Raw genomic sequence first — 15,388 nt, 5'->3', positions numbered from 1 at the left:
TCTCCCCGTCGCCTTTTTCTACAGTTCCTCGACAAAACTCGCTATGCTGTCCAAATCATCAGATGTTAACGTTTTGCTGCTAAAATCACTAACGGTTTTTTCTGCTTCCTCTTTGCCGGTGCAGTGCGACATAATATCACGCAAATATTGCTGTAAGGTTTGCAGCAGCTGTTCCATCGTTTCTTTGCGGAAGCGGCTCGGCGGATAGCTCAAACTGAAGTGCAGTTTATGTTGTGCAGCCATCGCGCTCATTTCCACCGCTTGTTCCCGCTGCCATGTCGGCGTGATGTCGTGCCCGCTCGCAAGACCGGATAAACTGAATGTGTGCTGATCTTCTGTATCATTGAATTGCCCTAAATAGTTAAAGCTGATTTCAGGCGCTTGTCTGAAGCGGATTGTTTTTTGTTCAGGCGGTGTCATGTATTTTAAAATGCCGTAGCCTATTCCTTTATCCGGTATTCTTCCGAGTGTGTCTTTGACCGTTTTTACAGCCGTTCCAAGCTCAGCGCCTGCTGTGTTCAAGTCAATGAGCACCGGGTACATGGAGGTAAACCAGCCTACGGTGCGGCTGATGTCGAGCTCCGGCATGATGTGCTCTCTCCCGTGCCCTTCCATCGCGATGCGCAGTCTGCCGCCCCCTGTCCAGTCCCGTAAAGCCAAAGCTGCGGCAGTCAGAAGAATATCTTGCGTATCGGTATGGTATGCCCGGTTGACCTGCTGAAGCAAAACGTACGTTTCTTCTTCTGTAAGTGTAAAGCTTACCGTTTGCCGAATGCTGTCGGCTCCCGTCTGATGCTGCGGTTTTTCATAAGGAAGTTCGGCGGCTGTTTCTTCTTCAATAAAACGCCAATATTCTTCTTCACGCATCAGCTTGCTGCTTTTTGCGTATTCTGAAAGCCTTACGGCGTATTGCTTAAACGAATCGGTCTTTGGCGGAAGCTGGACCGGCTGACCTTTTACGGCTTGAGTGTAAGCGGCAGATAAATCCTCCAGCAGAATACGCCATGACACTCCGTCAACCGCCAGGTGATGTACGGTGATGAATAAATAATCCCCTGACTGGGTTTTGAACCAGCCGGCTTTTAATAACGGCCCTTTTTCAATATCCATCCGCTGTTGGAGCGCAGCCACTTCATCTTCTATTTCTCTTTCCCAAGTATCTGTCTCAGACAGATCCCAAATGTCCAAGCTGTACAGTTCATCTTTTTGAATACCGTGATTGATTTGTCTGATACTTTCGTTTTCTGAACTGACGGTGATCCGGAGTGCATCATGATGAATGACAAGATGCTCCAAGGCTTGTTTGAGCGGCTGTTTATGCAATGCGTCAGAGCTGAACATCATGACGGACTGATTGAAATGATTTCTGTTTTCCATCCGCTGTGATAAAAACCAGTGCTGAACGGGTGTCCAAGGTATGTCTCCTTCCACCGGCCGCTGATCGATGACTCTTTCCGCTTTCCGGATAAGAGGCGCGAGTTCCTTAATGGACGGATGCCGGAATAAGTCACTTGCCGTCATTTTCCACCCGTAGCGTCCGAGCCGTGCGGCAACTTGCAGCGCTTTGATTGAATCGCCGCCCAACTCAAAAAATGAGTCCTCAATCCCGACTTGTTTTGTGCCGAGCACTTCCTGCCAGATCACGGAAAGCTGTTCTTCAAGCTCATTGCGGGGAGCTGTGTACGCGGTTTGAAGCGCGAGCTCCGGTTCGGGCAGATTTTTCCGATCCAATTTACCGTTCGGCGTAAGCGGCAGCTTCTCAAGTTCCATCATATAGGCCGGGACCATGTAATTCGGCAGTTGCTTAGAAAGTGATGAACGCACTTTTTCTGTATCCAGGTCCGTCTGCAGACTCATATATGCGATCAGTTCTTTATTGCCGGACTGCCCGGTTCTGACTGACACGGCAGCTTCTTTCACGCCGTCCAGGCTCCTTAGTGCGGCTTCAATCTCTCCCAGCTCGACCCGATAACCGCGGATTTTCACTTGATCATCCATCCGTCCGGCATATTCAATCGTTCCGTCCGGCAGCCAGCGGGCTAAATCTCCGGTGCGGTACATCCGTTCTCCCGGAACAAAAGGATTAGGGACAAATTTTTCTTCCGTCAGCTCAGGGCGGCCGAAATATCCTCTTGCCACACCGTCTCCGCCTGTGCATAATTCGCCGATGACGCCGATCGGCTGCGGTGTTCCCCTGCTGTTTATGATATATGCAGTTGAATTTCCGACAGGGCGGCCGATCGGGATTGAATGATCGTATGATTGTTCAATCAAAAAGCAAGTCGAGAACGTCGTGTTTTCAGTCGGTCCGTATCCATTCCATATTGAAAGATGCGGCAGCGTTTTCCGAACCCGGTTTACATGACTTGGGGACAGTGCTTCCCCGCCGATAATCAATCGGGATAATCCGGAAAACACGTGTTCATTTTGTTCTGATAGATGATTGAACAAAGACGATGTCAGCCACAGTGTCGTAATGCCGTTTTGCTGTATAAATGTTTCCAGAACATCAGAGTCGAGATAGGTTTCCTGGTCACTTACATATAAAGAAGCACCGTTTAAAAGCGGACCGAATATTTCAAATGTCGTTACATCAAATCCTAATGATGAAGTAAACAACAGTCTGTCTTTCGGCGTAAAATCAATATAATTGCTGTTTTTCACAAGACGGATCACACTTCGCTGTTCAATCATGACGCCTTTTGGCGCACCTGTTGACCCGGATGTATAAATCATGTAGGCCAATGATTCAGGTCCGCCGAGCGGTTCGGGATTTTCCGAACTCAAGCCGGCCTTTGTTTGAATATCCTCTATGAATAAACGTTTTCCGGAAAGCGGCAGACCGTCAAGTTTATCAGATTGGAGAAGAATATCAGCTTTACAGTCTTTAAGCATCCATTCAGCCCGTTCCCGAGGCACATCGTCACCGATAGGCAAGTAGGCGCCTCCCGCTTTTAATATTCCGAGGATTCCGGAAGCAAGCTCTGTTGTGCGGCCGGTTAATAAGGCGACAACACTTTCCGGACCGACGCCATTTGATCGGAGAGCCGCCGCTATTCTGTTAGCCCGTTCGTTCAGCTCACGGTATGTCAAGATTTGTCCATCATATACAACTGCCCGGGAATCGGGGGTTTCTTCAGCCTGCCGCTCAAATAAACGGCTGATGGTTTCATGTCTTGGGTAATCGCTTTTCGTCTGATTAAACTGATAAATGACGCGATTTGTTTCAGCATCATCCAATACGTGAATGTCACCAAGCGGTATTGTTTGGTCTTCAATTACTTTTGTAAGAATACGAGTAAAGTAAGAAAGCCATTTTTCGATTGTCTGTTTTTGATAGATATCTGTATTGAATTCAAAATCAAAGCTGATGGAACCGTCAGACCCTTCCGCCGCGTAAAGCGTGGCATCAAACTTTGCGGTTTTATGACCTGTATCCGCGGCTTGAGTCAAATGCAGCTCATTTAAATTCAGGGATTCACGCTCCATATTTTGGAGCACAAACATCACGTCAAACAGCGGATTACGGCTCATGTCCCGCTGCACGCCGATCCGCTCCACAAGCTCTTCAAACGGGTAGTCCTGATGTTCATACGCCTCAAGCGCCGCCTGGCGGACTTCCGCCAAATAATCGGTAAACCGTTTGTCTCCTTTCGGCTCCGTTCTGATGGCCAGCGTGTTGACGAACACCCCGAGAATCGGTTCAAGATCTTTGTGCGGACGCCCGGCAATCGGCGATCCGACGATGATGTCTTCCTGCCCGCTCAGGCGCGCGAGTAACGTATTGTACGCGGCGAGAAGCACCATATACAAAGTGGAGCCGTGATCCCGGGCGATGCGGTGAAGGCCGGATGCCGTTTCAGCGTCAAGCGTGCACGATACGCTGCCGCCCGCAAAGCTTCTGACAGCCGGACGGGGCTTGTCAGCCGGAAGCTCAAGCACCGGAAGCTCTCCTTCTAGCCGCTTCAGCCAATAGGCTTCCTGCTTCTGATATCCTTCTTTCTCCTGAAACGACCGCTGCCAGACGGCATAGTCTTTATATTGAAGGCGCATCGGCGCAAGCGAACGGCCTGCGTACAGCTCGCCGAATTCTTTAATCAAGGTGTTAACGGACACACCGTCAGAAATTATATGATGCATATCCGTTAATAAAAGATGGTGTTCTTCCGATTCTTTCACGAGGGCCGCACGGAAGAGCGGCGCTTCTTCCAGACAAAACGGCCGGACGAATGTGTCAGCTGACTCGGCCTCATCGAGCTGAAACGGTACGCTGTCATGGATGCGCTGCACCGGTTCGCCGTCAGGCCCCGTTTCAAAGGACGTTCTGAGCGACTCGTGCCGCTCAACAAGCTGCCGGAACGTCTCCTCCAGCCGGCTGCGGTCAAGCGGGCCCGTCAGTTCCAGCACAGCCGGCATATTGTAGCCGACACCGCCGTCTTCAAGCTGTTGGAGCACATACATCCGTTTCTGCGCTGAGGACACCGGGTAGGTGTCCTGTGTTTGCGCAGGCTGAATCGCTTCATACGGGCTTTCTTCCAAGTCCTGAATAACCGAAGCGAGCTCTTCCACCGTCGGCCGGGCGAAGATGTCCTGTAACGGCACCTGAACACCGAACTCTTTGGCGATGCGGGAGACGAGAGCCGTCGCTTTTAACGAATGGCCGCCCCGCTCAAAAAAGTGATCCCGGATGCCGACGGGGCCGTTTTTCAGCACCTCTTCCCAAAGGGCGCAAAGCTTCATTTCCGTGACGTTCCGCGGGGCGGTGTACGCCTGTCTGTCTGCCGATCCGCCGGGAGCCGGCAGCGCGCGGCGGTCAAGCTTTCCGCTCGGCGTGACCGGCCATTCGCTCATCTCTATAAACTGAGCCGGCATCATGTAGGCCGGAAGGCGTGCCGCAAGCTCTGCCCGCACGTCATCGCTTTTTCGTCCTTCGATATAGGCGTAAAGCGCGGTTTCGCCGTGTTCGGTCCGGGCGGTGACCGCCGCCTCACGAATGCCGTCGATGCGCCGGATCGCCGCTTCGATTTCCCCCGGTTCAATCCGGTAGCCGCGGACTTTCACCTGTCCGTCTGACCGGCCGAGCCATTCGACAAGGCCGTCTTCTGTCCAGCGTGCGATATCACCCGTCTGATACATGCGTTCTCCCGGATAAAACGGATCATCGACAAAGCGCTCCTCCGTCAGCTCAGGCCGGTTCAGATAGCCGCGGGCCACGCCGGTCCCCGCGATGTACAGCTCTCCTGCCACACCCGCAGGCTGGATGGTTCCTCCGCTATCTAATACATACAGACGGGCACCCGGAACGGGTTTTCCGATCGGAAGCCGCGTTCGTCCGCTGTCCTGTTTTCGGTCACAGACGTAAAACGCCGCATCAACCGTCGCTTCCGTCGGTCCATAGCCGTGAATAAGCATGGTCTCCGGCAGAAGATCGGCAAACCGGGCAGCCGTAAGCGGGGAAAGAGCTTCCCCTCCGGCGAACACGCGTGTCAGTGTTCTGCCGAGGCGTGCTCTTGTTTCCGCAGGCTCTGTTTCCAGCGCGTCTAAAAAGCTGTTGACCATCGCCGGAATAAAATGCGCGGTCGTCACCTTTTCAGAAGAAAAAGCTTCAATCATCCGCACAGGATCTTTCTCCCAGCCGGCCGGAAGCAGATACACGGAGGCGCCGGATATCGTCCACCAAAACAATTGCCAGATAGAGGCGTCGAATGAAAAGGATGATTTCAGCACGATAACATCCTCTTCCGTTAACGGAAACTGCCCTTGCATCCCTGATAAAAAGGCGGCGGCTTGACGGTGTTCAACAGCCACTCCCTTCGGTGTTCCCGTCGAACCGGACGTATAAATGATATAAGCGAGCGAATCAGCATCCGCTTCGTCAGAGACAGCCCCTGTCTCCGCCTCACTTGTCAGAGAAGAAAGAGACACTTCTAGCGTTTCACCGGAAAAACCGGAAACGGATAACCCCGGCTGTGCAAGCAGGAGACAAGCGCCGCTGTCCTCAAGCATATATCGCAGCCTGTCCTCAGGATAGTCAGGGTCAAGCGGCACGTAGGCGCCGCCCGCTTTTAACACGGCAAGCACTGAAACCGCCATCTCCGGCGAGCGTTCAGCGAGTACGCCGACCATGCTTTCTTTGCGGACGCCTTTTTGTCGGAGCCGGACGGCGAGCCTGTCCGTGTACTGGTCAAGCTCAGCGTACGTCAGCATACCGCCCGGAAAACGGAGCGCCGGACGATGCGGCGAAAGCGCGGCGCGGCGGGCAAACAGCCCGTGAAGCGTCGGAGCCGGCGGTTCAACCGCTTCTGTATGGTTAAATGCATCCATCATACTTCTGGCTTCACACGCATCCAGCAATGCGATCTCGGAAGCGCCGATTTCAGGGTCGGAAATGACTGAGTTCACCATATGCCGTAAAAATGTTTCGATATTCTTCATAAAAACATCGTCGTATATACCGGTATCAAATTTTAAGCGGATATAAAGAGAATTGCCCGGAATCACCTTTATGCTGCATCCGTAGTTTGTGACTTCTTCCATCGTAAAATCCTCTACCGCAAAATCAAATGAACCGGCCTGACTCACATTTTCAATTTCACGCTGGGCCGGCACATTTTCAAACACGATAATGTGGTCAAACAGCGCTTGCTTCAGAGGGCTTTGCGCCTGAATGTCATACAGCGGATAATAGCTGTACGCTTCTGCTTGCAGCGTCTCCTGCTGCAAATGCCTGACAAGCTCCAGAAAAGAAAATGAACCGCTTTTCACCCGTACGGGAATCGTATTGATAAACAGTCCCACCATTTTTTCCACGCCTGCGAGATCCGACGGCCGGCCGGAAACGACAGAACCGAAAACGGCATCATCACAGCGGCTGACACGCTGCAGCAAAATGCCCCACAGTGCCTGGAACACTGTATTCAGCGTTGCTCCCGCCCTTGCCGCAATGTTCTTCAGCTCATTTGTCTGCTCTTCAGAAATGGTGAAAACCGCCTGCTCAAGTTCGCCGTTTGGTTCCGCGGATTTTTTCGGAAGAGACGCCGTTTGCTCAAGATCGGCAAGTCTCGTTTTCCAAAAAATCTCGGCTTCTTTACGATCCTGCTTCATGAGCCATTTAATATACTTCCCATATGGCTGAACGGGCTCGAGGAACGGAAGCCGTTCGTCTCCGAGAGATTGATAGATCATCAGAAATTCCTTCATGACAATTCCGAAGCACCAGCCATCCATGACAATATGATGATGGCTCCATATACAAACATAGCGTTCAGGCGCTTTTTTCAAAATGGAGACTCTCATGAGAGGGTCTGATTGCAAATCAAAGCCTTTATCTTTATCTTCTTTTCTGAACCGGTCGGCATATTTGTCTTGTGCCTTCTCGTCCAAATGAGAAATATCATGAAACTGAACGCGGCTCGGCCTGTTTTTCAACACGACTTGGCGGGGCTTTGCCACATTCTTGTGAATAAATGTCGTACGGAAAATATCGTATCGTTCAAAAACAGTGTCTATACTTTTTTGGAACCGTTCCCGGTCAAGCTGTCCGCTGATCGTAAACACCGCTTGTTCGAAGTAGGCTCTTGAGTCATGATCCAACAGAGAATGAAAAAGCATGCCCTCCTGCATAAAAGACAAAGGATATATATCTTGTATTTCCGGTTGCTGCCCCATTGCGCCACTCCTTTTCTATAGTTTGTTGACGGCTCCCATAATGTCATTCAGATCTTCCAGCGTTAACTCCTCGTCACTGAAATCAGCGGCGCTCCATTCACGCTCCTCTTTGCCTGTGCAATGCGTGATGATCTGCTTGAGAAAGGTATGAAAATATCCCGTCAAAACTTCAATCGTTTCTTTTTGATACTGAAAACGGTTGTACACGACATGCATGCTGAGACATTCCGACGATACGGAGCCGCTGATATCAAGTGTGTACGGACGTTCCCAGTCTGGGCTGACTTCATTTCCCGCTTTTACGGGAGAAACACCGAAGCCGCTGGAACGGATTTCCCGGTCAAACTGTCCCAGATAGTTAAAACTGATTTCAGGAGAATCAGATTCAGTCTCTCCCCAGAGTTTGCTTATATATTTCAGCACCCCGTATCCCGCTCCTTTATGCGGTATGCGGCGCATCATGTCTTTTGTCCGCTTAATGTGATAGCCGAGACGCTCGCCGTCATCAGGCTGATCTTGAAAACTTGCGTCAACCAATACCGGATAAATTGACGTAAACCAGCCGATGGTTCTGCTGATATCAAGATGCTCCAGGTGCTCTTCCCTTCCGTGGCCTTCCATGCTGATTTTGAATGTCTCGTTTCCGGTCCATCTGTTCAGCGCTAGGCTTAACGCGGCAAGCAATAATTCGCCCGTCTCTGTTGTGTATGCTCTGTTCGCTTCCGTTAACAGCTGCTCGGTCTCCTGTTTTGTCAATGTAACGGTCATCACATCTGTATCTTTCAGAAGATTGGAAGAGATGCGGGTATCTTTCGGAAGCGGTTTGACCGCCGCTTTTTCTCTTTCGGACCAGTAGTCTGCTTCCTGTAACAGCCGGCGGCTTTTTGCATAATCAGAGATTTGCTTCGCGTAAGTCTGATAGGAATCGGTTTTTGCCGGAAGCGCGGCTTCTTTTCCTTCGAGCGCCTGCCTGTAGCACGCGGTGAGATCTTCAAATAAAATCCGCCATGACACTCCGTCAATGACAAGGTGATGAAGGGAAAGCAGCAGATGATCGCCATCATTAGCGTGAAATAAACCGACAGCTACGAGCGGACCCGTCTCCAGCCGAATGGAAGTTTGAATGCGGGCGGCCGCCTGTTCAATTGCGGCGTGTTCCTCTTGTAATAACCCTTTCCCTCTCACGTCATGCGTTTCAAACGTAAAGAGTTCTTCTTCAGAAAGGTTATCCGCTCTGTTATATTGAATCAATGATCCGTTTTGTGTGCCGCATACCATCCGTAATGCGTCATGATGAACCGCGAGCTGTGCCAGCGCTTTTCTCATAGCAGATTCATTGATTCTGTCCGCACTGCTGAGCATAACGGACTGATTAAAATGATCATGCGGCAATGATTGCGAAAAGAACCAGTGCTGGATCGGCGTCAGCGGCACGTCTCCCGTGACGGGAGCCTGATCAATCACGCGGCGGACTTTCCGGAGCCGCATCGAGACTTCTCCCAGTGTCTGATGCTCGAACAGCTCGCGGACGGTCGTTTCATAGCCCTGCTGTTTCAGCCTCGCACATACTTGCAGCGCTTTAATCGAATCCCCGCCGAGATGGAAGAAATGAGCATTGGGGCCGAGTCCTTCAACACCTAAGAGTTCTTCCCAGATGTCAGCCATCATTTCTTCAGTTTCATTTCTCAGGCTGATATCATCTCCAAGGCTTTCATTTAATTCAGGCTGCGGGAGCGCCTTCTCGTCCAGCTTCCCATTCGCCGTCAAAGGCAGTTCATCAAGCTCTATCAAGCGGGCGGGAATCATATATTCCGGCAGATAAGCTCTGAGAGAGGCCTGAATCTCTGCTTCTTTTATCTTTTCGTTCCCGTGTAGGACCGCGTATGCGTAAATGGAGTGCTGACCGTGCTGATCAGCACGTGTGATCACGGCGGCCTCTTTCACGAAGGAAAGCTCCTGCAGCGCTGATTTTATTTCTCCCAGCTCAATTCTGTGGCCTCTGACTTTTACTTGCGCATCTTTCCGCCCGACATATTCCAGCTCGCCATTTGAGAGTCTTTTGGCAATATCGCCCGTCCGGTAGAGCCGCATGCCGGTAATGTGCGGATTCGTGATGAACCGGGAGGCGGTTAAATCATTCCTGTTTACATATCCCCTCGCGACGCCTTCCCCGCCGATATAAAGCTCACCTGGAATTCCGATCGGCTGCGGATTCATATAGGCGTCCATGACAAAAGCATGGAGGGTTTCCAGCGGTCTGCCGATATTGCTTTTATTTCTCTCAATATCATCCATCTTCAGTTTTTTGCATGTGACGTGAACCGTGGTTTCCGTAATGCCGTACATATTAACAAGCTCCGTCTCCGGGTACTTCTCTTTCCAGCTTTTCAGCATGCCGGGCTGAAGCGCTTCTCCGCCGAAAATGACATATCGAAGCTTCAGCTTGTCCGTATGCCCGGCTTCTTCATGAATGAGTCCGGAAAAAGCCGTCGGCGTTTGGTTCAGCACCGTTACGCCTTCACTTTGCAGCAGCTGCCGGTACAAATGCGGATCACGGGCTGTTTCTTTCGGCACGATAACTACCTTTCCGCCGTATAAGAGCGCGCCGAATATTTCCCAGACAGAAAAATCAAAGCAATAGGAGTGGAACAGGGTCCAGACGTCTCCAGAGCCGAAATCAAACGGCAGTCCTTTATGTGTGATAAGGCTGATGACATTGCGGTGTTCCGTCATAACGCCTTTCGGTTTTCCGGTTGTGCCCGATGTGTAAATCACGTAAGCCGGCTGTTCAGGCGTTATCATTTCTTTCGTTCTGTCTGCTGAAACGGATTCAGGCTTATCGATGTATAAAACCGGCAGCCCGTCCATTCCGGATATCCCAAGACCCGATTGCGTCAACAGAACACGCGCGCCGCTGTCAGTCAGCATAAATGAAATCCGCTCGTCAGGATAGTCAGGATCAATCGGCAGATAAGCTCCTCCCGCTTTTAAAATACCGAGAATCCCGATCAGCATATCAGGGGATCGTTCGGTCATAATTCCGACAATCTGTCCGGAGCGGATGCCGTTTTCCGACAGCATATCGGCGATTCGATCCGCCTTTTCATTGAGCTCGCGGTAGGTGAGACGCTCATCGGACATAACGGCTGCAATTTGATCCGGCATTTTTTCCGCCTGTGCTTCAAATAAACTGACGATCGTCTCATGCCTCGGATACTCAGCTGTTTGATTTTCCGCTTGAAGAAGCATCTGCCGCTCATTTGTGTCCAGCAAATGAATGTCAGACAGCTTCCGCTCATCATCCGCTGCGATTTGTCCTAAAAGCTCTTTAAAATGACCGGCCCACCGTTCGATCGTACCTTTTTCAAACAACGCGGTACTGTATTCAAAATGAAAATCCAGTGAGCCGTCCGGCTGTTCCTCGGCATGAAGCGTCAAGTCGAATTTTGAAATGTCATGTTTCACTGCATGTGAAGAAACGGATAAGCCCGGAAGGTTCACTTTGAAATCATCACTGTTTTGCAAAACGAGCATGGCATCAAACAGCGGATTGCGATTGACTTCCCGGTGTGTATCAAGCTTTTGGGCAAGTTCTTCAAACGGGAAGTCCTGATGTTCGGCTGCGCCGAGGGCGAGCATTTTCACCTCTTCTAAATAAGCGCGGAATGTTTTATCCCCTTTCGGCCTGCTTCTCATTGCCACGGTATTTACAAACATGCCGATGACCCCATCAAGCTCAGCGCGGCTTCTGCCGGCCGCAGGTGAACCGACGACAATGTCCTCCTGCCCGCTCAATTTAGAAAGGAACAAGGAGTAGCCTGCCAAAAGAATCATATACAGTGTCGAACCCGTCTCATCCATGAGCCGGCGCAAATTCTCCGCCGTTTCTTTTTGTAGGCGCGTTCGAACAACGGACCCGCTGAAATCAGGAAGCTGCGGGCGCTTTTTATCGAGCGGCAGATCAAGAACGGGAATATTTTCCCCGATCGCATCCAGCCAATACCGCTCATGTCTTTTGAATTCTTCAGCGGCGAACCGCTCATGCTGCCAGACGGAAAAATCTTTGTACTGAAGTTTTAACGGCCGCAGCTCTTTTCCTCTGTACAAATCCGTCAATTCTTGAATCAGAACGCTCATTGACACACCGTCTGCGATAAGATGATGCATATCAAGCAGCAGAAAATGACGTTCTTCAGTGGCTTTGGCTAAAGTCACTCTCAAAAGCGGCGCTTTTTCCACGTCAAACGGTTTGACGAAAGTTTCCATCGCCTCTTGAAGAAGTGTCCCGGATGGCATGTGAATCTCTGTGAGATCGAGATCGACATGTGAATGTACGTGCTGCATCGGCTCCCCGTTTCGTAAAACAAATGATGTCCGTAACGCTTCATGCCTTTGTAACAGCGCTGAAAAGGCTTCGTGAAGACGATCCCGGTTGAGTCTGCCGCTCAGTTCCAGACAAGCGGGCATATGATAGCCCGTGCTGTCCGCCGCAAGCTGATGAAGGGCATAAAGCCTTTTTTGCGCAAAAGATAGCGGGTACAAGTCCTTTGCCTCCGCAGGCGTGATTTCTGCATATTCTCCTCTTTTCCTCTGTTCTAGGAAGCGGGCCATGCTCTCGATGGTCGGATGTTCAAAAACATGGCGGACGGCAAGTTCAATTTCCAGCCGTTTATGTATCTTTGAAACAAGCGACGCCGCTTTCAGCGACTGTCCGCCGATTTGGAAGAAATCATCTCTCATACTGATGTGTTCCCGTTTCAGCACTTCTTGCCAAATAGACAGCAGCTCAGTCTCAAGCATTGTGCGCGGAGCTTGATAATCACCGGTTCTCTCGGCTTCTTTCGGCTCAGGAAGTGCGGCCCGATCAAGCTTTCCGCTCACAGACAGCGGCATTTCCGTCAATTTGGTAAAGCTTCCCGGGATCATATAAGCAGGTAATCTCCCGGCCAATTCGGCATGAGGATCAAATGTCACACCCGCGTTTTCCAGCACGGCATAAGCTGCAAGCTCCTGTTCCCCGTCCGCCGTTTTGCGCACGATGACTGCCGCCTCTTTTACCCCGGACAGACTTCTGAGTGCCGTTTCGATTTCTCCTAATTCAATTCTGTAACCTCTTACCTTCACCTGATCGTCAAAGCGTCCCATATATTCAATCGTTCCGTCCGGTAAAAATCGGGCTGCATCTCCCGTTCTGTACAGCCGTTCACCTTCACGAAACGGATGAGGGGTAAAGACTTTGTCCGTCAGCTCTTTTTGCTGAAAATATCCGTCCGCCAGACCTTTTCCGGAAATACACAGTTCACCGACGGCTCCGACCGGCTGCAGCCGATCTCCGTGCATCATATAGACAGAAGTGTTGGCAATCGGGCGCCCGATCGTAATCCGGCTGCTTTTTTGCAGGTTGCGCAGAATCGTCGTGGCCACACTGTTTTCCGTCGGGCCGTATTCATTCAGCAGCTCGGCATTCGGGCATATGTTGCGGCTCGCTTCCACGATATCAGGGGTGGCCGCTTCCCCGGCAAATGTCACCGCCCGAAGCGTCTGCGCATCCTTTTTCGTCAGCGAATCAAGCAGAACGCGATACAGAGACGGAACGATCAGAAGATGGCTTACCCCGTGGCGGGCGATTTTCTGTTTCATTGAAAGAGCGTCTTTTGCATCGTCTTCATCAGTCAACAGTACACAAGCGCCGGACAGCAGCGGAGTGAAAAGACTTGTCAAAGAGCCGTCAAATACGTATGAAAAAAGATGAAGCGCTATGTCGCCTTCTGTCATGCCGTATTCTTCACGCCGCCATTGCAATGTATTGCTGATCGCTTTGTGTTGTACAAGCACGCCTTTCGGACGGCCTGTCGTTCCCGAGGTGTAAATGACATACGCCCAATTTCCGCTGCCGGACACCGGCGGAAGCGGTGCAGTCTGCTGGGAAACCGTTTCCTCCATGATGACGACGCTGCCCTTGAAATGCGGCGGAATGAGGGGGAGCAGGTCTTTTTCAGTCAGGAGCACTGAGGCTTCACTGTCTCTCAGTAAAAATGAAATCCGTTCAGGCGGAAATTCCGCATCAATCGGCATATAGGCGCTGCCCGATTTCCAAATTCCGAGCAGAGCGGCGACCGTATTCATCGATCGGCGCAGCATAACAGCGGTAATCTGATCGGGACGGGCGCCTTTTTCCCTTAACGCATGCGCAATCTGATTCGCCCGCTGATTTAATTTCTTATAGCTCCAGCTTATCCCGTTATATCTCAACGCTTCCTGGTCGGGCGTTTTGGCAGCCTGTTCTTCAAAAAGCCCGTGAACGGTTGTCTCAGGATACGGACGGCTTGTGTCGTTAAACGAATGAATCAAGGCCTCTTCCTCCGGCGGCACGAGACTGATGCTTGATAAGAGCCTGTCCGGATCCTCTGTTACACAGGAGATGACCTCAAGAATATGCCCTTTGATCCGTTTCATGTCCTCCCGATCATAAATGTCAGCATTGTAGCTGAATTTCACATAAAACTCTTCCCCCGGAACGATGACGACGTTGAGATCATAGTTCGTTTCTTCCGCCATCGAAAAGTTTTCAAGAGAGAGCGCATGGCTTTCAGTCTGCTGCCAGCCGTTTACCGCAGCCTGCATCTGAACCGGATAATTTTCAAAGACAAGGATATGGTTCAAGAGATCTTTTTGCAGACCGCTCTCGTTTTGGATGTCATAAAGCGGATAATAGCTGTGCTCTTCCGCAGCGAGTGACTCTTTTTGCACCTTTTTGAGAAGAGAAGAAAAAGTCATATCCCTAGCCGCGCGCACCCTTACCGGCACGGTATTGATAAACAGTCCGGCCATGGATTCAATGCCGCTGATAGCTGAAGGCCTGCCGGAAACAACCGAACCGAAGACGGCATCTTCAGTCCCGTTGTAACGATGGAGAAGCAGACCCCAAATGCCCGTAAATATAGTATTCAGCGTGACCCCGATGCCTCGGGCAATGTCTGTCAGTTTTTGTACGGTTTCAGGCTCAAGGGAAAATTGGAAATGCTCAGATGCATAACCGTTTTGCGCCGTCTTATTCTTCGTTTGCGGAACGGAAACGGTTTCTCCGTAATCTTCCAAGCAGCGCGACCAGAACGCTGACGTTTCTTCTTTATTCCTGCTTCGGAGCCATTTGATATAAGTGCTGTAAGGAGCCGGACTGCCGAGGTTTACAGGCCGCCCGCTCCGGATCGCATAATACATGCTGAAGAAATCTTTCAGTACAAGGCCCAAGCTCCAGCCGTCCATCATAATGTGATGATGAGTCCAAACGCACGTATGGCGGTTTTCTCCCGTTTGAAAAAGAGTCAGGCGCATTAAGGGGCCTTTTTGCAGATCAAACCCCTTATGCCGGTCGTTTTCCTTAAATTCGTCAATGATGCTTTGCTGCCGTTCTTCCGAATAGTCTGAAATGTCTTCAGTCCGTACGGCAGTGTCACGGCGTGAAAGGACAACCTGCTGCGGCCCTTCAAGGTCAGGCACTTCTTTTATGAAAATCGTTCTGAAAATATCATAACGGCTGACAAGCATATCCAGACTTTTTTGGAATGTATCAATGCATAAATCCCCGCTGACTGTAAACGAAATCTGCTCGACATATGCGTTTGATCCGGAATCCAGAAGCGAATGAAACAGCATGCCTTCCTGCATATATGATAAAGGGTAAATATCTTGAATTTCTGTCGCTTGTGTCACGAATGCC

General features: G+C 50.8%; 2 protein-coding genes. Both read right to left on the bottom strand.

The genetic code is table 11. The features are described from left to right. Positions 1-18 precede the first annotated feature (18 nt). Positions 19-7,668 carry an amino acid adenylation domain-containing protein gene (locus tag AC2CGA_RS01730; RefSeq protein ID WP_484480104.1) on the bottom strand — a complete coding sequence of 2,550 codons (7,650 nt, stop codon included), beginning with the start codon at positions 7,666-7,668 and terminating at the stop codon, positions 19-21. A gap of 15 nt (positions 7,669-7,683) precedes the next feature. Beyond that, positions 7,684-15,381, bottom strand: a complete 7,698-nt coding sequence (locus AC2CGA_RS01725) for an amino acid adenylation domain-containing protein (protein ID WP_484480103.1) — start codon at positions 15,379-15,381, stop codon at positions 7,684-7,686. Positions 15,382-15,388: the final 7 nt, after the last annotated feature.

The organism is Bacillus sp. SYZHCR11 (assembly GCF_057196865.1).
Note: the sequence above shows the minus strand (reverse complement) of the source record. Positions and strands in the feature narration are given on the sequence as shown.